Annotated in this window: 20 protein-coding genes; 14 read left to right on the forward strand and 6 right to left on the reverse strand. The window is 62.6% G+C overall.

Going from position 1 to position 20866, the window contains the following annotated elements:
- Window positions 1-45: 45 nt before the first annotated feature.
- From pqqB to DL86_RS13715, 9 genes are all read left to right on the forward strand, one after another.
- On the forward strand, window positions 46-945 hold the full coding sequence (pqqB, locus tag DL86_RS13675; RefSeq protein ID WP_036262611.1) for a pyrroloquinoline quinone biosynthesis protein PqqB: 900 nt from the start codon (window positions 46-48) through the stop codon (window positions 943-945).
- On the forward strand, window positions 942-1706 hold the full coding sequence (gene pqqC / locus DL86_RS13680; protein WP_036262543.1) for a pyrroloquinoline-quinone synthase PqqC: 765 nt from the start codon (window positions 942-944) through the stop codon (window positions 1704-1706). The genes pqqB and pqqC overlap by 4 nt, the downstream gene beginning before the upstream one ends.
- On the forward strand, window positions 1703-1990 hold the full coding sequence (pqqD, locus tag DL86_RS13685; RefSeq protein ID WP_036262546.1) for a pyrroloquinoline quinone biosynthesis peptide chaperone PqqD: 288 nt from the start codon (window positions 1703-1705) through the stop codon (window positions 1988-1990). Before pqqC ends, pqqD begins: the two co-directional genes overlap by 4 nt.
- A complete protein-coding gene (pqqE, locus tag DL86_RS13690) occupies window positions 1987-3129 on the forward strand; it encodes a pyrroloquinoline quinone biosynthesis protein PqqE (protein WP_036262548.1) in 1143 nt (380 codons plus the stop codon). Before pqqD ends, pqqE begins: the two co-directional genes overlap by 4 nt.
- Before the next feature lie 151 nt (window positions 3130-3280).
- Complete coding sequence (locus tag DL86_RS13695) at window positions 3281-6784, forward strand: indolepyruvate ferredoxin oxidoreductase family protein (RefSeq protein WP_036262550.1); 3504 nt, start codon at window positions 3281-3283, stop codon at window positions 6782-6784.
- 124 nt (window positions 6785-6908) lie between these two features.
- Window positions 6909-8006, forward strand: a complete 1098-nt coding sequence (locus DL86_RS13700) for a glycoside hydrolase family 3 N-terminal domain-containing protein (RefSeq protein ID WP_036262553.1) — start codon at window positions 6909-6911, stop codon at window positions 8004-8006.
- 132 nt (window positions 8007-8138) lie between these two features.
- Window positions 8139-8942 (forward strand): TOBE domain-containing protein, encoded by an 804-nt coding sequence (locus DL86_RS13705; protein WP_084572924.1) that lies wholly within the window; start codon window positions 8139-8141, stop codon window positions 8940-8942.
- 163 nt (window positions 8943-9105) lie between these two features.
- Window positions 9106-10128, forward strand: a complete 1023-nt coding sequence (locus tag DL86_RS13710; RefSeq protein WP_084572925.1) for a sulfate ABC transporter substrate-binding protein — start codon at window positions 9106-9108, stop codon at window positions 10126-10128.
- A gap of 79 nt (window positions 10129-10207) precedes the next feature.
- Window positions 10208-10807 (forward strand): nitroreductase family protein, encoded by a 600-nt coding sequence (locus tag DL86_RS13715; RefSeq protein ID WP_036262555.1) that lies wholly within the window; start codon window positions 10208-10210, stop codon window positions 10805-10807.
- Window positions 10808-10816: 9 nt separating this feature from the next.
- Here DL86_RS13715 and ald read toward each other — a convergent pair whose 3' ends face one another.
- The 6 genes from ald to ubiE all read right to left on the reverse strand — a co-directional run bounded on the left by ald (window position 10817) and on the right by ubiE (window position 17149).
- Window positions 10817-11935 (reverse strand): alanine dehydrogenase, encoded by a 1119-nt coding sequence (gene ald / locus DL86_RS13720; RefSeq protein WP_036262558.1) that lies wholly within the window; start codon window positions 11933-11935, stop codon window positions 10817-10819.
- Between the two features lie 205 nt (window positions 11936-12140).
- Window positions 12141-12590 carry an RrF2 family transcriptional regulator gene (locus tag DL86_RS13725; RefSeq protein ID WP_036262560.1) on the reverse strand — a complete coding sequence of 150 codons (450 nt, stop codon included), beginning with the start codon at window positions 12588-12590 and terminating at the stop codon, window positions 12141-12143.
- The gene (dut, locus tag DL86_RS13730) at window positions 12587-13069 is read right to left on the reverse strand and encodes a dUTP diphosphatase (RefSeq protein ID WP_036262561.1); all 483 of its coding nucleotides are present in this window, start codon (window positions 13067-13069) and stop codon (window positions 12587-12589) included. The genes DL86_RS13725 and dut overlap by 4 nt, the downstream gene beginning before the upstream one ends.
- A complete protein-coding gene (gene coaBC, locus DL86_RS13735; protein ID WP_036262620.1) occupies window positions 13066-14340 on the reverse strand; it encodes a bifunctional phosphopantothenoylcysteine decarboxylase/phosphopantothenate--cysteine ligase CoaBC in 1275 nt (424 codons plus the stop codon). Before coaBC ends, dut begins: the two co-directional genes overlap by 4 nt.
- Before the next feature lie 250 nt (window positions 14341-14590).
- Window positions 14591-16174, reverse strand: coding sequence for a 2-polyprenylphenol 6-hydroxylase (ubiB, locus tag DL86_RS13740; RefSeq protein ID WP_036262564.1), 1584 nt, complete (start codon window positions 16172-16174; stop codon window positions 14591-14593).
- Between the two features lie 225 nt (window positions 16175-16399).
- Window positions 16400-17149, reverse strand: a complete 750-nt coding sequence (ubiE, locus tag DL86_RS13745) for a bifunctional demethylmenaquinone methyltransferase/2-methoxy-6-polyprenyl-1,4-benzoquinol methylase UbiE (RefSeq protein ID WP_036262623.1) — start codon at window positions 17147-17149, stop codon at window positions 16400-16402.
- Window positions 17150-17420: 271 nt separating this feature from the next.
- Here ubiE and DL86_RS13750 point away from each other — a divergent pair, with 271 nt between their 5' ends.
- From DL86_RS13750 to DL86_RS13770, 5 genes are all read left to right on the forward strand, one after another.
- On the forward strand, window positions 17421-17699 hold the full coding sequence (locus tag DL86_RS13750) for a helix-turn-helix domain-containing protein (protein WP_051953434.1): 279 nt from the start codon (window positions 17421-17423) through the stop codon (window positions 17697-17699).
- 78 nt (window positions 17700-17777) lie between these two features.
- On the forward strand, window positions 17778-18152 hold the full coding sequence (locus DL86_RS13755; RefSeq protein WP_156964651.1) for a hypothetical protein: 375 nt from the start codon (window positions 17778-17780) through the stop codon (window positions 18150-18152).
- A gap of 128 nt (window positions 18153-18280) precedes the next feature.
- A complete protein-coding gene (locus DL86_RS13760) occupies window positions 18281-18733 on the forward strand; it encodes a hypothetical protein (protein ID WP_156964652.1) in 453 nt (150 codons plus the stop codon).
- 111 nt (window positions 18734-18844) lie between these two features.
- Window positions 18845-19090 (forward strand): hypothetical protein, encoded by a 246-nt coding sequence (locus DL86_RS13765; RefSeq protein WP_156964653.1) that lies wholly within the window; start codon window positions 18845-18847, stop codon window positions 19088-19090.
- Window positions 19091-19467: 377 nt separating this feature from the next.
- The gene (locus tag DL86_RS13770; RefSeq protein ID WP_051953435.1) at window positions 19468-20865 is read left to right on the forward strand and encodes a sialidase family protein; all 1398 of its coding nucleotides are present in this window, start codon (window positions 19468-19470) and stop codon (window positions 20863-20865) included.
- The last annotated feature ends 1 nt before the right edge of the window (window position 20866 follow it).

Below are 20866 nucleotides of genomic sequence, written 5' to 3' on the forward strand. Positions count from 1 at the left end.
CTGGAGTTCAACGCTTCCCCTAAAATTTGCTGATTGGCTGGCGCCTTGCGCATACTCGTTCTCGGTTCGGCGGCCGGCGGCGGCTTTCCGCAATGGAATTGCTGTTGTCCGGTCTGCCGGCTTGCCTGGAGCGGCGATAAGCGCGTCAAGCCGCGCAGCCAATCAAGTCTCGCGGTCAGCGCGGATGGCGAACGCTGGCTGCTGTTGAACGCCTCGCCGGATCTCCGGCAGCAGATCATCGCCTCGCCGCAGCTTCATCCGCGCGGCGCGAATCGCCAATCGCCGATCGCCGCCGTCTATGTCACCAATGGCGACATCGATCATCTTGCCGGCCTTCTGACTCTGCGCGAGCAACAGAGCTTCACGCTGTTTGGCAGCTTGACGACCTTGGAGCAGGTCTCCGGGGCGAATGTCTTCGCAGTTTTGAACAAGAATCTCGTTCATAGACGCGCCGTCGATCTGGATGTTCCCGTCGATACCGGCATCGGCGTCAGCGTCACGCCCTTCGCGGTGCCTGGCAAGGTTCCGCTTTACCTCGAAGGCGCTCAAGTCGATGTCGGCGCCGAGAACGAGGCGACCGTCGGGCTCGAGATCAGCGATGGCGCCAAAAGCTTCTTCTACATTCCTGGCTGCGCCGACATCAACGAGCGCCTGACCCGTAAATTGCGCGGCGCCGCGCTGCTATTCTTCGATGGCACGACCTTCACCGACGATGAGATGGTGGCTTTGGGCCTGTCGTCGAAAACCGCTTGGCGCATGGGCCATGTCGCGATGAGCGGAGAAAACGGTTCGATCGAACGGCTGAAGGCTTGCGAAATCTGGCGGAAGATCTACGTCCACATCAACAATACGAACCCTGTGCTGATCGAGGATTCGCCGCAGCGTTCGATTGTCGAGAAGGCGGGTTGGGATGTCGCCTATGACGGGATGGAGGTTGTGCTTTGAATAGCCTTGAGGCGAAACTGAGCGGCGACGAACTCGAAGCCCGTTTGCGCCAGATCGGGGCCGAGCGCTATCATAATCTGCATCGGTTTCAACACCGCCTGCATAGCGGCGGTTGCTCCTATGAGGAAGTCCAGGCCTGGGCGCTCAATCGTTATTACTATCAGGCGATGATCCCGATCAAGGACGCGACCGTCCTGACCCGGATCCAAAATCCCGAAGACCGCCGGCAGTGGCGCAAGCGCATCGAAGATCATGACGGCCTCCGCGATGGCGACGGCGGCATCGAACGTTGGCTCAAGCTGACCGACAGCTTGGGGTTTTCGCGCGGCTATGTCGCGTCGACGCAAGGGATTCTTCCTGGGACGCGGTTCGCGGTCGAGGCCTATATTGAATTTTGCCGCAGCCGCAGCCTGCTCGAGGCGATCGCCTCTTCGCTCACCGAATTGTTTTCGCCCGGCGTCATCAGCGAGCGCGTCGCGGGAATGCTGGCGCATTATGACTTTGTCAGCGCGGAGACGCTTGCCTATTTCTCGGCGCGTCCGATTCAGGCCAAGCGCGACGCCGATTTCGCTCTCGACTATGTGAAGACGCATGCGGCGACGCGCGCCGAGCAAGAGGCCGTCATCCAGGCTCTCGAGTTCAAATGCTCCGTGCTTTGGGCGCAGCTCGACGCCCTCTGGAGCGCTTATGTCGAGCGCGCCATTCCGCCGGGCGCCTGGGTTCCCGGAGCCGAGGCCAAGGCGCGCGGCGTCGCGGCATGACGGAGGCGCCGCGAACGGGGCCTTCGTCAAAGCCGCGCTTGCCGCGCGGCGTCAGGCTGAAACATGATGAAACTCGGGGCGAATGGCTGCTGCTGGCGCCCGAACGCGTCGTCAAGACCGACGCCATAGCGGTCGCGATTCTGCAGCGTTGCGATGGGATCGCCACTTTCGAGGCGATTGTCGACGATTTGGCGGCGACATTTTCCGCCGACCGCGCCAGAGTTGAAAGCGACGTGCGGGCGCTGCTCGAAGAACTCGCCGCCAAACGCATGGTGGATCTATGACCGCAATGGGCAAGGCCATTCCGGCACCGGTCGGTCTTCTCGCCGAGCTGACGCATCGCTGTCCGCTTCGCTGCCCCTATTGCTCCAATCCGCTGGAGCTGGATCGGCGCGCCGACGAGCTTGACGCCGCCGCCTGGAAGGATGTCTTCTCGCAGGCCGCCGCCCTTGGCGTTCTGCATGCGCATCTTTCCGGCGGCGAACCGGCGGCGCGGCGCGACCTTGTCGAGATCGTCGCCCATTGCGCGAAAGTGGGCCTCTACACCAATCTCATCACCTCGGGAATCGGACTGACCGGCGCTCTCGTCAATGAACTGGCCGAGGCTGGACTCGATCATGCGCAGCTTTCGATTCAGGACTCCGAGCCGGAATCGGCGGACAGGATCGCCGGCTATGCCGGCGCTTTCGCGCGCAAGCAGGCCGTTGCGGCGTGGATTGCGCAAGCCGGCCTTCCGCTCACCGTGAACGCAGTGATTCATCGCGCCAATGTGACCCGCGCCGGAAAAATGGTCGAGTTGGCCGTCGCGCTTGGCGCGCGGCGGGTCGAGGTCGCGCATACGCAATATTACGGCTGGGGGATGGTCAATCGCGCCGTGCTGATGCCAAGCCTGGCCCAAGCCGAGGCCGCGATCGCCGAGGTCGAAACGCTGCGCAAGGTCTATGCGGGAGTGATCGTGATCGATCATGTCATTCCCGATTATCACGCGCGCTATCCAAAGGCCTGCATGGGCGGCTGGGCCAAACGCGGCTTGAATGTCACGCCCTCCGGCAAGGCGCTCCCCTGCCATGCCGCCGAAACCATTCCTGGGCTCGCATTCTGGAACGTGCGCGATCGCTCGCTCGAAGATATCTGGATGAATTCGCCGGCCTTTAACGCTTTCCGGGGAACCGACTGGATGCGCGAGCCCTGCCGCTCCTGCGAGCGCAAGGAAATTGATTATGGCGGCTGCCGCTGCCAGGCGCTGGCCCTTGCCGGCGACGCGCGGGAGGCGGACCCGGTGTGCCACCTTTCGCCCCATCATGACAAAGTCGCCGGAGTCGCGGCGGCGATTAACGCGTGCGAATCCCTTGGCCAAGACGGTTCCGGCGGCGAGCCGGACTATGTCTATCGGGGCATGAAGCTGTTCGAGCCGGCGCAATAGCTAGCGGCCGGGCCGATTTTGCGGCCGAACCGTTCATCTCCAGTGGAAAAGCCGGCAAAACCTTGGAAAACGAGCCCTGCCGGCCTATATCGGTTGATGCGGCGGAAAGCGTCGGAGAGCCGGATCCGGCGTCCGGCAGGAGGCTATCGTGATGGCGGACGCGGTCAAAGGCCCAGTCTACCTCCACCAGGACCTTAAAACCACATCGCTCACCGACAAATATGATCTGACGAAACAGCGAATCTTCGTCTCCGGTCCGCAGGCGGTCGTCCGTCTTCTCCTCATGCAAAAGGAGCTCGACCGCCGCGCCGGACTGACGACCGCAGGTTTCATCTCCGGCTATCCCGGCTCACCGCTCGGCGGCCTCGACCATAATTTCATCCGCGCCAAGCGCGTTTTTGATGAAAACGATATCCTGTTTCAGCCTGGCCTCAACGAGGATCTCGCGGCGACGGCGATATGGGGCGCGCAGCAGGCGGAAATGCGCGGCGAGGGCCGGTTCGAGGGCGTCTTTGGGCTCTGGTACGGCAAGGGTCCGGGCGTCGATCGCAGCGGCGATGTGTTCCGTCACGTGAACCTCGCCGGGACATCGAAACACGGCGGCGTTCTCGCTTTGATGGGGGACGATCACACCGCGGAATCTTCGACGACGGCGCATCAGTCCGAGTTCACCTTCGTCGATGTGATGATGCCGATCCTCTCCCCGGCGGGGGTGCAGGAGATCGTCGATTATGGGCTCCTTGGCTATGCGATGAGCCGCTTCACGGGCGCGTGGGTCGGCCTGAAATGCCTCAAGGATACGATCGAATCGACGGGTTCGATCGACGTCTCCCTCGATCGCATAACGCCGCGCGCGCCCGTGGATTTCGCTATGCCGCTCGGCGGCCTCAACATTCGCGCGCGCGACAATATTCACGAGCAGGAACGGCGTTTGCAAAATTTCAAACGCGACGCCATGCTCGCCTGGCTGCGCGCCAATCGCCTGAACCGGATCGTCACCTCTGGCGGCGCCAACGCCAAGATCGGCGTGATCGCGGCCGGCAAGTCCTATCTCGACGTGCGTCAGGCGATGGACGATCTCGGCATCGACGAGGTTGGCGCCAATGCGCTTGGATTGCGGCTGTTCAAGATCGGCTGCACCTGGCCGCTCGAACCCCTTGGCCTCCGCGAATTCGCCCGCGGCCTCGAACTGATCATCGTCGTCGAGGAAAAGCGCTCGCTGATTGAAACGCAGGTGCGCGAGGAGCTCTACGGTTCGCCGAACCAGCCGGTCTGCATCGGCAAGAAGGATGAAAACGGGCGCTGGCTGTTTCCGGTCACCGGCGCCCTCGACGCCAATGACATCGCGATCGCGATCGGGCGGCGGCTCTTGCGCTTTTCCGGCGGCGAAAAACTGGAGCAGCGCCTGCAAAGGCTCGAACAGGCGCAGGCAAGCCTTGCCAGCAGCGAGGATCTTGGCGTCCGCTCTCCCTATTTCTGCGCCGGCTGTCCGCATAACACCTCGACCAAAGTGCCTGAGGGCATGCGCGCCTATGCCGGAATCGGCTGCCATTACATGGCGCAATGGATGGACCGTTCGACCGAGGGCTTCACCCAGATGGGCGGCGAGGGGGCGAACTGGATCGGCGAAGCGCCGTTCTCGAAACGCCAGCACATTTTCCAAAATCTCGGCGACGGCACTTATTGTCACTCCGGAATACTCGCCTTGCGCTTCGCCGTCGCATCAGGCGTCAATATTACCTACAAGATTCTGTTCAACGAAGTCGTCGCCATGACCGGCGGGCAACGCCTCGAAGGCGGCCTCACCGTCGATATGATCGCGCGGCAGGTCGCGGCTGAAAACGTCGCGCGCATCGTCGTCGTGACCGACGAGCCGAACAAATATCCAGCAAGCCTGCAATGGCCGAAAGGCCTGACGATTCGGCCGCGCCAGGAGCTCGACGACGTCCAGCGCGAACTTGCGGCGCTCCCGGGCGTCACCGTCCTCATCTACGACCAGACCTGCGCGTCCGAGAAGCGCCGCCGCCGCAAGAGAGGCGAGATGGCCGATCCGGACAAGCGCGTCATCATCAACGAACTCGTCTGCGAGGGATGCGGCGACTGTGGGGTGAAATCCAATTGCGTTTCGGTTCAGCCGCTCGAGACCGAATTCGGCCGCAAGCGGGTAATCGATCAGTCGAGTTGCAACAAGGACTTTTCCTGCCTTAACGGATTCTGCCCGGCCCTCGTGACGGTCCATGGCGCGCGGCCAAAGAAAGCGCTGGTCAAGGGCGATTGCGATTTCCCAACCCCGCCGCGCCCGGCGATTTCCGCCATCGGCGCGCGTCCCTATGGCATTCTGGTGACTGGGGTCGGCGGCACGGGGGTCGTCACCATCGGCGCCATTCTCGGCATGGCGGCGCATCTTGAAGGCAAGGGCTGCGGCTCGATCGACATGGCCGGATTGGCGCAAAAGGGCGGCGCGGTCTACAGCCATGTGAAGATCGCCGAGCGGCCCGAGGATATTCATGCGATCCGGGTGGCGGCCGGCGAGGCGGATCTCGTCCTTGGCTGCGATCTCGTCGTGTCCGGCTCCAAGAAGGTCCTTGCCGCGATGCGAAGGGGCGAGACCGGCGTCCTCGTCAACACGGCGGAAATCTATCCGGGCGATTTCACTCATATGGCCGATTTCACGCTGCCTGTGGCTGGAATCAAACGCGCCATACGGCAATCAGCTGGCGACCATGTCTCATTCGTCGACGCAACCGGCGTCGCCACGGCGCTGCTCGGCAATTCGATTGCGGCGAATATGTTCATGCTCGGCCACGCTTGGCAGCAAGGGCTTGTGCCGCTCGACGATGCCTCGATTCTGCGCGCGATCGAGCTCAATGGCGAAGCCGTGGAAATGAACAAACAGGCCTTCCTATGGGGCCGCCGCAAGGCCGCCGATTCCGCCGGGGTGGAGGCCATCGCCGCGCCCTTGCGCAAGCCCACGGCGGCGCAAAGGCAATCGCAATCGTTGGACGAACTCATCGCCCGGCGGGTCGCATTTCTTGCCGCCTATCAAGACTCCGCCTATGCCAGCCGCTATCTGGCTCTCATCAACCGGGTCAGAGAGGTCGAGCGCGCCAAGACGCCTGGACATGACGATCTGACCGAGGCGGCGGCGCGCTATCTGTTCAAGCTGATGGCGGTCAAGGATGAATATGAAGTGGCGCGGCTTTACGTCGACGGAACCTTCGCGCGGCAGGTCGAAGCGAGTTTCGATGGCGAGCTCAAGCTCGAATTTCATCTCGCGCCGCCCATTTTCGGGCGCAAGAACGCCAAGGGCGAGCCTGTGAAGTCGAGCTTCGGTCCCTGGATCATGCCGGCGTTCAAACTGCTCGCCAGGCTGAAGCGCCTGCGCGGAACGCCATTCGACATTTTCGGCTATTCGACGGAGCGGCGGATCGAGCGCAAACTGATTGCTGACTATGAAATCCTGCTCAATGAGATTCTCGAGAAGTTGTCGCCCGATGCGCATGCAACAGCGGTTGCGCTCGCCTCGATCCCGGAAAAGATCCGCGGCTATGGCCATGTGAAGATGCAGCATCTGGAACTGGCCAAGGCCGAGGAAGCAGTGCTGCTCGAACAACTGCGCGCTGGAGCGCCGGCCGTGAAGCTCGCGGCGGAATAGGCGGCGCCGCAAGTATTTCCGCTCTGGCGAGGGGCGGCCGAGGCGCCCTTTTGCTGGGCCGCCTTGCGCCGGCCCAAAAGCTCCGACAATCATGGGCGAATGATTCGGGTTGGGGCGCAAAGCAATGCTGGGTAAATCGATAGCCGCCGTCGGCGACCATTTCCTGGTGGGCCTGCGGCCTTCGCCTGTCCTGCATGATCTCGACCGCGCCTTGCTCGCCGACCTAAGGCCAGCCGGGGTCATTCTGTATAAGAGCAATTTCCGCCATGATCTGCCCTATGAGGCGTGGCTCGAAAGCCATGCGCGGCTCGTCGAAGAGATCCGCGCCGCCACCGGGCGCCCGCGCATGTTCATCGCGATCGATCATGAGGGAGGCCGCGTGTGCCGGACGCCGCCGCCGATCACCCGGTTTTCTTATGCCGCGCGATGGGCGGAGCAGGCAGCCGACGTCGGCCGGGCGATGGGGCGCGAACTCGCCGCACTTGGCGTCAATCTGAACTTCGCGCCGGTGCTGGATATTCACACCAATCCAAACAATCCGGTCATCGGCGAACGCGCGTTTGGGACGACGGCCGAAGCGGTGATCGCGGCGGCGCTGCCTTTCATTCAAGCGATGGAGTCGGAAAAGGTCATGGCCTGTGGCAAGCATTTTCCCGGTCATGGCGATACGAGCATCGACTCTCACCTTGGCCTGCCGTCGCTTGGAGTCGACGCCGACGCGTTGCGGGCGCGCGAATTAAGACCCTTCGCCGCCGCGATCGAAGCGGGCGTCTCGATGCTCATGACCTCGCATATTCTTTTTCCGGCCATCGATCCCAATGCGCCGGTCACCCTGTCGCGCCGTTTTGGAACCGAGATTCTCCGCACTGAGATGGGCTTTGCCGGCGTCGTCGTTTCGGACGATATCGGCATGGGCGCGATGAAGGGGTTCTTCGATGCGCCGGAGGCCGCCGCGAGCTTTCTGGCGGCGGGCAGCGACATGCTGATGGTTTGCGCCCATTTCACCGATTCCGGGCGCGCCCGGAATTTCGCCGAAGCGATCGTCCGCGCCCTTGATGAGGGGCGTCTGGACGCGGCCGAACTCGCGCGGTCCCGGGCGCGAATCGAGGCGCTGCTTGACCGCGCGCCGATGAACGAGGTCCATCCGCTGCCGGAGGGCGCGTTTCGCGCCCATGGCGGTGTGGGGACTTTGTTTGCGGAGGCGACCGTCGAAGTCGTTTGAGGCAAGCGCGCCGCCAAGTTGGGCGAAGGTTTGCCTATAACGTAACTGAACTATATAGCCCGCCATTAATTATTCTAATTCTTATTGTCGCAGGGAGAAAATTCAGGCATCAAGAAAGTTTGGGAGGAAAAATTGCCTCGAACACTGCCTGGAAAAATAGATACATTGCTGGCGCTGCGCGCGGACGGTCGGCTGCTTGTTGGCCGTGAGCGGGTCACCCTGCTCGAAGCCGTCATTCAGCACGGAAGCATCACCAAGGCGGCGGAAATCGCTGGGTTCAGTTACAAGACTGCTTGGGACGCCGTCAATGCGATCAATAATCTTCTGCCGCGGCCGGCCTTCATCACCCATACCGGCGGCCCGCGCGGCGGCGGCGCCGAGGTCACTGACGAAGGCCGCCGTTTGATCGCGACCTTCCGCCGCCTCGAAGAAAAGCTCGGCCGCATTTCCGATTCCATTGTCGAAGTGGGTCTTGAGCATGAAGAAGATCTTCTATTCTGGGGCATCGGCCTCAAGCTGAGCGTCCGCAACGCGTTTCATTGTACGATCGTCGAGATCATCCCGGCGCCGGTGAATGTCGAGGTCAAACTCAAGGTGTCGTCCGAGATCGAAATCATCGCGGTCGTCACCAATGCGAGCATAGCCGAGCTTGGCCTGACGCCCGGCCGCTCGGCAGTGGCGATGGTGAACGCCTCATCCGTCATGCTGGCGCCAAGAGCCGAAGCGCCGCGAATCTCCGCGCGCAATAAAATCGCGGGGATCGTGCTCGACCGCGTCGACGGTGGGGTCGTCACCGAGGTCACGCTCGACATTGGCGAGGGCAAGACCATCACCTCGGTCATCACCCATGAAGGCGCCGATGGGGTGGAAATCGCGCCTGGCGCGAAGGTCTGGGCGATTTTCAAATCGTCAAACGTTATTCTGGCGTCTGACTGACGGGTTCGGCGCGCTGGAGGAATCCGGTCGCGCGTGGCTGCGGCAAGGCGCGATCGAGAGGGAGGCTTGACTAACCATAGCTCTTCTATAGACATAAGGAGGAGCTAACGGGAGTTAAGCAATGGTTTGGTTTCGGCATCATGGACGGGGACTTTTTAGCGCAATTAGGGCAGTCAAACTGCCGCGCCTCATTCTTGGGTCCTTGACCCTTGTTTCCTTGGCCTTCGCGCCAGCGCTTGCCCAGGCCGAAGAATCGCTTCTCAACGTCTCCTATGATCCGACCCGGGAGCTCTACCGGGCCATCAATGAGGCCTTTATCGCGGATTGGCAGGCAAAGAAGGGCGAAACGATCTCCGTGCGCGCCTCCCATGCCGGCTCGGGCGCGCAGGCTCGCGCGGTGATCGATGGGTTGAACGCCGATGTCGTGACCCTGGCGCTGGCCGCCGACATCGATGCGATCGCCGCAAAGAGCGGAAAAATTCCAGCCAATTGGCAGAAGCGCCTGCCCAACAACTCGACTCCCTATACGTCGACCATTGTCTTGCTGGTGCGCAAGGGAAATCCGAAAGGCATCAAGGACTGGAGCGATCTGATCAAGCCCGGCGTTTCCGTCATTACCCCCAATCCCAAGACATCCGGGGGCGCGCGTTGGAATTTCCTCGCCGCCTGGGGCTATGCGACCAAGAAGTTCAAGGGCGATGAAGCCAAGGTCAAAGAATTCGTCAAAGGCATCTACAAGAACACCCCGGTGCTCGACACAGGGGCGCGGGGCTCCACCATCAGTTTCGCGCAACGCGGCTTGGGCGATGTGCTGATTTCTTGGGAAAATGAAGCATTTCTAGTTTCCGAGGAGTTTGGCAAGGACAAGTTCGACATTGTCGTGCCGTCGGTCTCCATTCTTGCCGAGCCTCCGGTCGCGCTCGTTGATGGCAATGTCGACGCCAAGAAGACCCGCGAACTGGCGCAGGCCTATCTCGATTTCCTCTATACGCCGAAGGCGCAGGCGATCATCGCGAAAAACTACTATCGTCCGGCGAAACCCGAGGCGGCGGCTCCGGAAGATCTCGCGCGGCTGCCCAAGATCGACTTGGTGACGATCGACGGCGATTTCGGCGGCTGGACTAAGGCGCAGGCGAAATATTTCGCCGATGGCGGCGTGTTCGATCAAATCTACGGCACGCATTGAAACCGCTGCGGCTGAGGCGCGTTGCGTCAGCTGCGGCGGGCCGTCTCGGAGGGCTCTCCCCACAGGAGGGCTCTTTGATATGACCGAGGCAAATTCACGGAAGGCCGACTATCCGCTCGAGGCCTTCTTCCTCGAGCGCTGGTCGCCGCGGGCCTTCATCGTCGAACCGATGCCTGATGAAGACCTGCGGACCATTTTCGAGGCCGCCCGCTGGGCGCCGTCCTCGTTCAATTCGCAACCCTGGCGTTTCCTCTATGCAAAGCGCGATGCGCCGGATTTCGCCAAGTTCTTGGGGCTTCTCATCGAATTCAACCAGTCTTGGGCGAAAAACGCATCGGTCCTGGCCGTCCTGGTTTCGAAGAAGACTTTTCTGCCTTCGGGCAAGACCGAACCTGTCGCATCGCATAGCCATTCGCTCGACGCCGGCGCGGCCTGGGGCTATCTCGCGTTGCAGGCGTCGCGCTTGGGCTATGCTGCGCATGGAATGACCGGGTTCGACATAGAGCGCGCCGCCGTCGACTTGAACGTCCCGGACGATTGCAGGGTGGAAATGGCCTTCGCGCTCGGTCGCCCCGGCGACAAATCGACCCTTCCCGAGAGTTTGCGCGCCCGTGAGCTGCCCAGCAGCCGCAATCCACAGAGCACATTTGTGTTCGAGGGCGGTTTTCCCACCCGTTGAAGCGGCGGCTCAGGCGGCGAGGGCGGCTTCGGGGGCTTTGACGGTAAGTCCAAGGCTCGCGGCGACGGCCGGGTGGGTCAAATGGCCCCTATGCACATTGAGCCCCGCGCGCAGGCCCGGATTGGCGGCGATGGCGGCAAGGCCGCCGGCGGCGAGCGCCAGGCCATAAGGAAGCGTCGCATGGTTCAGCGCATGGCTTGACGTGAAAGGCACAGCGCCGGGCATGTTCGCGACGCAATAATGGACGACGCCCTCAATGATGTAGGTCGGATTGGCGTGGGTCGTCGGATGCGAGCTTTCGCAACAGCCGCCCTGGTCGATTGCGACATCGACGACGACGGCGCCTTGTTTCATTCGTTTCAACATTGGCCGCGTGATCAGTTTCGGCGCGCTGGCGCCAGGGATCAGAACCGCCCCGATGACGGCGTCGGCGGCAAAAACCTCTTCCTCGATCCCGGTGGTCGAGGCGAAGCGGGTCTTGGCCCGGCCCTGGAACAATTCGTCGAGCTGACGCAGACGGGCGAGCGAGCGATCCAAAATCGTGACATCGGCGCCAAGGCCGACCGCCATGCGCGCCGCCTGGGTTCCAACAACGCCGCCGCCGAGAATCGCGACCCGCGCCGGCCGCACGCCGGGGACGCCGCCAAGAAGCATGCCGAGGCCTCCATTGTGGCGCTGGAGCGCCGCGCCGGCGGCCTCGATCGCCAGGCGGCCGGCGACTTCGCTCATCGGCGCGAGCAGCGGCAGGCTGACGCCATCCGCCCCGATCACGGTCTCATAGGCGAGCGCAGTGCAACCGGAAGCGAGAAGGCCCTTGGCCTGTTCGGAATCGGCCGCAAGATGCAGATAGGCGAAGAGGATCTGGTTCTTGCGGAGCTGCGTCCATTCGCTGCGCTGCGGCTCCTTCACCTTCACGATCATTTCGGATTTGGCGAAAATGTCGGACGCAGCCCCGACGATAGAGGCGCCGGCCGACCGATAGGCCTCGTTCATCGCATTGATCCCCGCGCCGGCGCCGGCTTGGACGATGACTTGATGCCCGGCGGCGACGAATTCGCGAACCGCGTCGGGGGTCAGGCCGACGCGATATTCATTGGCCTTGATTTCCGTCGGAACGCCGATTCGCATGCTCAATCCGGCTTTTATCGAAGAGTTAGAGCATGATGTCGTCCGAAAACCGGTTTCCACTTTTTGGCATCATGCTCTAAAGGCTGGCTGGAGCCTTCATTAGCGAAGTGGAGGCCGGTTGGCGCGAATACAATATGAGCCTCCCGAACTTGACGGAAAATAAAGCCCTTTCGGCGCTTGGGGGGATCTCGCGAGAGCCGGCTTTCTAAATCGTAAAGTCCGGACCTAGGGCCGAGTCGTCGCAGAGTTTCAGATCCTCCGCGCGGCGGCAGATGTCGTCGATGGTGATGGTTTCGAGTTCGTTCAAGAAGGCGGCGCTGGCCGCCTCGACCACAGGCGCGACGACATATTCGACCAGCCGGCAATTTGGGGCCTCGCCAGCGACCTCGCCCGTCTCATTCATGACCGCGCGCAAGACCGAGGCGGCGGTAATGCGGCGGCGTTCGCGCGCGAGTTCATAGCCGCCGCGCGGACCGCGCAGGCCTTTGAGAATATTGGCGCGAACGAGGGCCTGCAGCAAGGTTTCGAGGTGGCGTGGGGGCAACTCCAAGCGCGCGGCGAGGGCCTTGGCGGCGACGGGGAGCGGGCGCGCATGGATGGCGATGTCGACGACCGCCGCGAGGGCGAGGAGGTTGCGCCGGGAGAGAAGGATCATTGCGGGCTCTCCCCATCGCTCAATGGGCCGGTCGAACCAAAGCCCGCGCCGCCACGCGCCGTTTCGGCCAGGACTAGGACTTCACAAAGCGCTGCCCGAGTCACCGGCGCGACAACGAGTTGGGCGATGCGCGCGCCCCTGACAATTTCGAAAGGCGCGTCGCCGAGATTGATCAGGAGCACCCCAATCTCGCCGCGATAATCCGAATCGATCGTGCCCGGCGCATTCAGAACCGTGACGCCGCTCTTGAGCGCCAGCCCTGATCGCGGCCGGATCTGGGCTTCGTGACTTTCTGGAATTTCAAGCGCGATGCCGGTCGGGACCAGATGTCTGCCGCCAGGGGCCAAAATGATTTTGGCTTCAGGCGGCACGGCGGCGAGAAGATCCAATCCGGCCGCGCCGGCGCTTTGATAGGCGGGGAGGGGCAATCCCGCGCCATGCGGCAAAACCGTGACAAAGATGGCGAGGGCGGCGCTCATCGCCGGGCTCCATCGGGGGGCTCGGTGAGCAATCCGGCGAGCCTTGCGATGAGACGGCTTGCCACTTCATCCTTGCCAAGATCCGGCCAGGACTCGCTGCCGGCGCCGGTCAGGAGCGTCACTTTATTGCGCTCTCCGCCGAGAACTCCGGTTTGCGCGCCAATGTCATTGGCGATGATCATGTCGCAGCCCTTGCGCGCGAGTTTCGCTTGCGCATTGTCGAGAAGCTTTTCGGTTTCGGCCGCGAAGCCGATGACGAGAGCGGGGCGGCCGGTCGCCCGCTTGGCGATAATCTCTAATATGTCCGGATTTTCGACGAGCGCCAGAGCGGCGGCGCTTTTCGGCCCTTTCTTAATCTTCTGAGGCGCGGTTTCGGCTGCCCGCCAATCCGCCACCGCGGCGGCCGCGATGAAAATGTCGGCGGGCAGGGCGGCTTCCACCGCCTTGAGCATGTCCCGCGCGGTCTCGACATGGATTGTCTCGATGCCCAAAGGGTCTTGCAGCGCGACCGGCCCGGTCACGAGCACGACCTCCGCACCGGCCCCGGCGGCGGCCCTGGCGATCGCATGGCCCTGCTTGCCCGAGGAGCGGTTGGCGATGTAGCGCACCGGGTCGATCGGCTCATGGGTTGGCCCGGAAGTCACCAGCACCCGTCGGCCATTAAGCGGCCCTTGCGGCTTTGGCCGGCGGGCGATGTATTTGGGCAGCTGCAAAGTCGTTTCTTGCGCTAGCGCCGCCTCGATCGCGGCGAGAATCGCGAGCGGCTCGCTCATCCGGCCGGGTCCATATTCGCCACAGGCCATCTCGCCGTCGTCGGGGCCGACGAAGAGCGCGCCATCGGCGCGCAAGGTCGCGACATTGCGAACCGTCGCCGGGTTGAGCCACATGCGGACATTCATCGCCGGCGCGACAAGGATCTTCTTGTCGGTGGCCAGAAGAAGCGTCGAGGCGAGATCATTTGCGAGCCCATGCGCCATTTTGGCGAGGAGATCGGCGGTGGCGGGCGCGACCACGACAAGGTCGGCATCGCGGGAAAGTTGGATATGACCGATCGTCGCTTCGGCGGTCAGATCGAAGAGGTCATCGAAAACCCTGTCGCCGGTCAGGCTCGCGACAGCGAGCGGCGCAGCGAAATGGGCCGCCGCCGATGTCATGACCGCGCGCACGCTGGCGCCCCGCTCACGCAGGCGGCGGATGAGGTCGAGCGTCTTATAGGCGGCAATGCCGCCGCCGATGATGAGAAGGATGCGCTTTTCGGAAATCCCGGTCATCTTGCTCGCGCCTTCCGGCCGCCTCTCCCGCCTGCGCATTGATTTAAGGATACGCTGATCGTTCGCCTAAGCATCCTTTTTTGCCGAAAATCGGCCGTTGCTCTCCGGAAAAGTGCTTGGAGAGCGTTCCCATAGAACCGCATTCGATCGCCAAGCAGCTCAAAACGGAGCATGTCCTCATCGAAAATGGTCGAGCGCCTTTGGACCCATGACATAAATCGAAAAGTCAGCGCCTCTTTTGGATGATGTTCTAGCGGAACAGGAGCAGCAGGCCGATGGCCGCGATGACCCAGAGCGCGATGTGGCCGAGCCGCGCCCCGCGCGCCTCGGCTTCGGCCATTTTCCTGACCGCATTATCGGATAATTCGAAGCCATTTTCGGCCATGCCTTCGAGCGTATTGACGATGTTTTCGGCGCGCACCAAAGCCACCGGCAGATTGGCGGCGAATCTCGCCAGGGTTCCAGCCGCGCGGCTCGCGTCCTGCAATTTGCCCAAGGGGCCGAGGTTCTGTTCGATCCAGGCGCGGACAACCGGCTCGGAGGTCGACCACATGTCGAGCTTGGGGTCGAGCGTTCGCGCCACGCCCTCGACCACCACCATGGTTTTCTGCAACAGGACAAGTTCGGTCCGGGTCTTCATATCGAACAGGCCGGTGATCTCGAACAGCAGGGTCAAGAGCTTCGCCATCGAAATCTGGTCGGCGGTGCGCGAATGGATCGGCTCGCCGATGGCGCGAATGGCTTGCGCGAAGTCCTCGACCTTATGCACATGCGGCACGTAGCCGGCCTCGAAATGCACCTCCGCCACGCGGCGGTAATCGCGCTTGATGAAACCGTAGAGGATTTCAGCCAAAAACCGCCGCTCGTTAAAGCCGAGCCGCCCCATGATGCCGAAGTCCACCGCCGTCAGCCGGCCCTGATCGTCTATGAACAGATTGCCTTGATGCATGTCGGCATGGAAAAATCCATCCCGCATCGCATGGCGCAGGAAGGATTGAATGACGATGCGGCCGAGGGCCGGCAAGTCATAATCCTTGGCCGCCATCGCCGGAATATCGGACAGCGGTATTCCATCGATCCATTCGAGGGTGAGAACTTCTTTTTCGGTCCGCTCCCAATCGATGCGCGGCACCCGGAAGTCCGGATCTTCCGCGACATTCTCCCCGAATTCCGAGGCGGCGGCGGCCTCAAGCCGGAAATCCATCTCCATCTTGACGGTGCGGGCCAGCGTATCGACGACTTCGACCGGCTTCAGCCGCCGAGCGTCGTCGATCCAGCGTTCGGCGAGCCGCGCGGCGAAATACATGTCGCCGAGGTCGCGTCTGAAGCGCCGTTCGACTCCTGGACGCAGCACTTTGACGGCGACATCGCGCTCGCCGTCGGCATCCTTCACCCGCGCCTTGTGGACCTGGGCGATCGAGGCCGCCGCGACCGGCTCGCTGAGTTTGAGAAAAATCCGATCGAGCGGCTGGCCGAAGGCGGCCTCGATGGTCGCGACCGCCACCTCGCGCGGAAACGGCGCCATCCGGTCCTGCAAGAGCTCCAGTTGGCGGACGACATCGGCGCCGACCACATCCGGCCGGGTCGCGAGAAATTGGCCGAGCTTGACGTAGGATGGACCAAGCCGGTTGATCGCGCCGGGAAGATTGCCAATTCCTGGAGTCTTGGCGCCGTTGGTCCCTTGGGCGCGCTTAGCGAGGAGCTTCGCCAAGGCGAGCGGCAGCCGCGCGGCGGGCGGCAGGATGGACGGATCGACGTCGCTGAAGACGCCCGCGCGGGCCAGCACAAAACCGGCATATGCGAGGCGCGGGAGGGAGCCTAAGGAAAACCGCACGTGTCCCGCCTGCCTGGAGCATGAGTCCTTGAAGCTGCCGGCCTCTCGGACAAGATCATGTGTTGAAATAACAGCATTATGGCAATCAGCTTGAGCCCCGAGCGCTCTAGAGCGTTTCCCGATCAGATGGAATCATCTGATCGAAAAGGAATCGCTCAGATTCAATAAGTTGGAGCATGTTCTTATGAGACATCGGATATATCCGATGTCTCATAAGAACATGCTCTAGAGCTTCCAGCCGGAATGAATGGCGACGATCCCGCCCGAGAGCCGGGTGAAGGCGGCGCGTTCGAAACCCGCGCCGGCGATCATCTCGCGAAAGCTTTCCGCTTCGGGAAAGCGGGCGATCGATTCGACAAGGTAGCGATAGGAGTCCGCATCCCCCGTCACAAGCTGACCGAGGCGGGGAATGGCGTGAAACGAATAGGCCTCATAGAGCTTGGCGAGGCCGGGAACGTTGACGTTCGAGAATTCGAGGCACAGGAACCGCCCGCCGCGCTTGAGGACCCTCAAGGCTTCGGATAGCGCCTTGTCGATCCTCGGCACATTGCGAATGCCGAAGGCGATCGTATAGGCGTCGAAACTATCGTCGGCGAAGGGCAGATCCTCGGCATTGGCCTCGATAAATTCGAGATGCGCGGGGAAATTGCGCTTGGAGGCGCGCTCGCGCCCGACCTCCAGCATGTCGGCATTGATGTCCAGCACGGTGATCTCGGTCTGGCGCGACCCGGCCTTCGCCACCCGGAAGGCGATGTCGCCCGTGCCGCCGGCGACGTCGAGGTGGCGAAACCGCGCCTGCCGCGAAGGCTTCACTTTGGCGGCGAAAATATCCTTCCAGACCCGGTGCAGGCCGGCCGACATCAGATCGTTCATGAGGTCGTAGCGCGAGGCCACTTTATGAAAAACATCGTCGACCCGCGCCTGCTTGTCTTGCAGCGGCACGCGGGAAAAGCCGAAATGGGTCTCTTCAGGCATGGTTTCGAAAGCTCGATGCGGCTCGGCCAATGATTCTCCCCGGCTTGGGGCGCGATCTTCGCGCGCAGCTATGGCCGCGTGGGGCGCCTTTTGCAACTGTTATGCGCCGCGGCGGCCTGCTGCTCGCCGAAGCGCCCCAGCTTGCCCTTCCGGCAGGCAGCGCCAAGCGTCGCAAAGAGGTCATATTGTTCCTTGAAAAAGCCCAATTCGGTTGCCGCCAACAGTTTATGTTGATATGCTATTTCAAAATGAAGTCATCTAAGGGCGACCGATGTCGATCATCACGGCGCCGCAATGTCGCGCCGCCCGCGCGATGCTGGATTGGACGCAGCCAAGGCTGGCTGAAGCCTCCGGCTTGGGCCTTTCGACGATCGTGGATTTCGAGCGTCAACGCCGCGCGGTTTCGGCGGAAGCCCTTTCGGCCATGCGCTGCGCCCTTGAGGCGGCCGGCGTCGAGTTCACCAATGGCGGGCAGCCGGGCGTGCGCCTGCAGGGGGCGCCGGGCGGCTCGATCCCGGCCGAAGAGCTCAATGCGTCGAATGACGAGTAGGTCCTTGGTTTAGCTCCGCCGCCTGGAATGAGATGCCGGCCGGCCAACTGGGGGCGGCTCGGAAAGAAAGACGCGCGAATGACGGATAATTCTGAGCGGTTGGCGGTTTGGCAGGCGCACCGCCGCGAGGTCTGCGACGTGCTCGGCATCGGCGGGGACGATCTTGGAGCCAGGATAACCGCGGGCCTCCGCTTCCAAGGCAGCGACCCGTGCGGGCTTGTTTGGCGGGCCGCCGCGATGGAGGCCCTCCGGCTCGCGCGGGCGGCGCGGGAGCGTCCGCAGGATGACGTAGCCAGCGTGGCGCTCGCCAAGGCCGAATCGCGCCTGGCGGTTGCTGAGGAATTGTTCTGGCGGTGGAATATGGTGCTGGCGAATGGCGCAGGCTCCGCGGCGGTCGACGAGATGGATCACGCGCTTAAAATTCTCGGGCTCTCGATAGAATTGAATAAGTGAGCGCTGGGGTGACGGGAGCCGCCAGCAAGTCCAGTTCGAGAGCCCCCTTGAGCGCCGGCTTCCGCCTATCCATATAATCGCGGCTCTCCTCCTCAAGCCTTTGCGAGGCAGCGATGAACGCGCCACTGATGCAAGCAGACAAGCCCAATGGGGTTCCCATCGGGCGGCTGATCGTTATTTTCGGCGTCATCGGCGTCATTGGCATTGTTTTTTTGGGCGCGCGGCAGATCATCAGCGCGATCTCCTTCGTGAAAATCCCGATCGTTGGAGAATGGCGCGCCGCCAGCAAGCCCTGGCGCATTCTGTTTCTTCCCGACAAGACCGTCGTCAGCTCCACCCTTCCTTCGCAATCTGCGGCTGCGCAGACATGGACCTCGGCGCCGGGAACATATTGGGTGGATTATGCCGGCACGCTTTGGGTCAAGCTCGACACCGGCGAGAGCTACACCACGACATTAAGCGCGGAAACTCCCAACCGCTTTGACCTCATCGATTCCCGGACCGAAGGCGTGACCGTCTTCGAGCGGGCGCCGGCGCCAACCCTGAATCCGTCCGACGCGTTGAAAAAGCCCTCGGGCTAGGCCAAGTCCTGGATCGAGCGGCGCAAAGAAGGCGCTGTTAGGCGTTGAGCGGCCTAAGCTTCGCCCCTTTCGAGGCGCTGACTCGCTCTTGTTTCAACCGATGGAGTTCCTATGCGTCTGAAACTATCTCTAGCCGCCATGCTGATCGCGGGCGCGGCTTTCGCTCAACCGGCGCCGCCGCCCGACGATGCGGATGATGAGGGCTCGGACGAGCCTCTGCCCATGCAATGCGTCATCGATTCAATGCCGGACGGTGGGGCGATAAGCTGCGATGCGCGGTCGGGGCCGCTTGGTTCGCCTTGCAATTGTCCCGAGGCTGGACCAGTCCAGGGACATCGAGAACGCGCGGAGGATTGACCCCTCGGATATCGCGACCTCGCCGCAGCAATGCCCGCTTTTCGATCCTCCGGGTGGCGGGCGCCCGATTTCCGCCAGCCACCCGGAGCGGGATGCGACGCTCTGCTTTTGACCGGGGCGCGCTGAAGCGAAAACCTGGCCGCAAGCGTCATTTTATGAACTTGCCGACTTCGAAGAAATCTCCGGAATGCAAGAATGCTTGTCGCGATCATTCGCCCTTGATCGTTAAAGAAGCACCGTTAGGCCGGACGGCGATAAGGATGAGAAAATGGCGTCCATCGCATTCCGCCAGGGCCATTCTTTTCGGGGCCGATTCACATCATCCCACTTGATCCCCCCTTGGCGGCAGTGAGGACTGGCGGCAGCAAGGAGAAGACATGAGGCGATCGACCTTGTTTAAGCGCGCGGCGCTGATCGGCGCGGCTCTCGCAGCCATTGGCGCGGGCGCGCCGCGGGCGGAGGAGTCGGTCCTTGCGCTTTCCAGTCCCGCGCTGGTCTTGTCGGAAGCGATCGAGCTTGCGCCGGCGGGTGGGCGAAACCCGACCGTGGCCGTCGACCGCCGCACCGGAGCCGCATATCTCGCTTGGGCGCAGGAGGTTGCCGGCGCTGCGCCCCAGGCCCCGGCCAAGAAAGGCATGAAGCCCGATCCCAAGCTCGAGGTCCTGCTGGCCCGCTCCGATGACGGCGGGCGCCATTTCGGGGCGCCGATCTTGGTGAGTGCGCCGAAGGACAACGTCCAGTCCCATACTGTCAGCCCTACTCAGGCGGCGGTCGGCCCGAAAGGCGAGGTCTATGTCCTCTATAGCAGCGAGGACCCGGACTTTGCCTTGTTGGGAATGCGCCTTCGCCATCTTCTGTGGCTGGCGCGCTCCGAGGATGGCGGCCGCACCTTCGCACCGCCGATCGAGATCGGGAGCGAAGCCGTCGAAGGCGTCGCCACGTCGCATGGCATGACCAATCTTTTCGTGGCGCCCGACGGATCCCTCTACGCCTCTTGGCTCGACACAAGGGAGACCTTCGCCTACGTCCTCGCTCATAATGAATGGCCGCCGAAGCAAGTCTACTCCTCGCAATTGCGCGTCGCGCGCTCGGCCGACGGCGGGAGAAGCTTCGCCCAGAGCACTTTGGCCGCAAAGCCAGTCTGTGTCTGTTGCGGGACTAAAGTCGCGCAAGGGACGGAGGGGCCGCTCTACGCCAGCACCCGCGGCGTCGCGTGGTCACAAGTGAAAGGCTCGGCGGATGCCGTCCGCGACATTGTCGTCGCCGCTTCGCGCGATCATGGAGCGACCTGGTCGGAGGCGGTCAAGATCCATGACGATCGCTTCAAGGTCAGCGGCTGCCCGGATGTGGCTCCGGGACTTTCGGTTGATTCCAAGGGGCGCGTGCACGCGGCTTGGTATACCGGAACAGAGCGGCATCCGGGCGTCTTCTACGCTATTTCTACAGATCAAGGTAGATCGTTTTCGGAGCCCGTCGCGCTGCTTGCTGATGAATGGGTCCCGTATGCTGATGTGAAGCTCGCTCTCGACGCGCAGGACAATGCTTGGGTGGCCTTCGAGGACCGGCGCGGCGATGAGGATCTGATCCACCTGGTGCGAATTGACTCGGATGGCCAGATCCGCCGCGCGGTTCCCTGGCCGGGCGCGATACCTGATCTGGCGACGATCGGAGACTCCGCTGTGGTGGTCTGGGGCTCTCTCGCCCCCGAGGATGCGGAAGAGCAGCATAGCGGCGGGATCAAGGCGGTTATCGCCCGCCCGGGCACAGGCTCTTGAC

This window comes from Methylocapsa aurea (genome assembly GCF_000746085.1).
Classification (GTDB): Bacteria; Pseudomonadota; Alphaproteobacteria; order Rhizobiales; family Beijerinckiaceae; genus Methylocapsa; species Methylocapsa aurea.

Coding starts and splice junctions, on each gene's coding strand:
- ubiE (WP_036262623.1), bottom strand. CDS start 17,149: ATGCCTGAAGAGACCCATTTCGGCTTTTCCCGCGTGCCGCTGCAAGAC.
- DL86_RS13755 (WP_156964651.1), top strand. CDS start 17,778: ATGACGGATAATTCTGAGCGGTTGGCGGTTTGGCAGGCGCACCGCCGC.
- DL86_RS13700 (WP_036262553.1), top strand. CDS start 6,909: ATGCTGGGTAAATCGATAGCCGCCGTCGGCGACCATTTCCTGGTGGGC.
- DL86_RS13695 (WP_036262550.1), top strand. CDS start 3,281: ATGGCGGACGCGGTCAAAGGCCCAGTCTACCTCCACCAGGACCTTAAA.
- ald (WP_036262558.1), bottom strand. CDS start 11,935: ATGCGAATCGGCGTTCCGACGGAAATCAAGGCCAATGAATATCGCGTC.
- DL86_RS13750 (WP_051953434.1), top strand. CDS start 17,421: ATGTCGATCATCACGGCGCCGCAATGTCGCGCCGCCCGCGCGATGCTG.
- coaBC (WP_036262620.1), bottom strand. CDS start 14,340: ATGACCGGGATTTCCGAAAAGCGCATCCTTCTCATCATCGGCGGCGGC.
- DL86_RS13760 (WP_156964652.1), top strand. CDS start 18,281: ATGCAAGCAGACAAGCCCAATGGGGTTCCCATCGGGCGGCTGATCGTT.
- pqqE (WP_036262548.1), top strand. CDS start 1,987: ATGACCGCAATGGGCAAGGCCATTCCGGCACCGGTCGGTCTTCTCGCC.
- DL86_RS13725 (WP_036262560.1), bottom strand. CDS start 12,590: ATGATCCTTCTCTCCCGGCGCAACCTCCTCGCCCTCGCGGCGGTCGTC.
- DL86_RS13770 (WP_051953435.1), top strand. CDS start 19,468: ATGAGGCGATCGACCTTGTTTAAGCGCGCGGCGCTGATCGGCGCGGCT.
- DL86_RS13715 (WP_036262555.1), top strand. CDS start 10,208: ATGACCGAGGCAAATTCACGGAAGGCCGACTATCCGCTCGAGGCCTTC.
- DL86_RS13765 (WP_156964653.1), top strand. CDS start 18,845: ATGCGTCTGAAACTATCTCTAGCCGCCATGCTGATCGCGGGCGCGGCT.
- dut (WP_036262561.1), bottom strand. CDS start 13,069: ATGAGCGCCGCCCTCGCCATCTTTGTCACGGTTTTGCCGCATGGCGCG.
- pqqD (WP_036262546.1), top strand. CDS start 1,703: ATGACGGAGGCGCCGCGAACGGGGCCTTCGTCAAAGCCGCGCTTGCCG.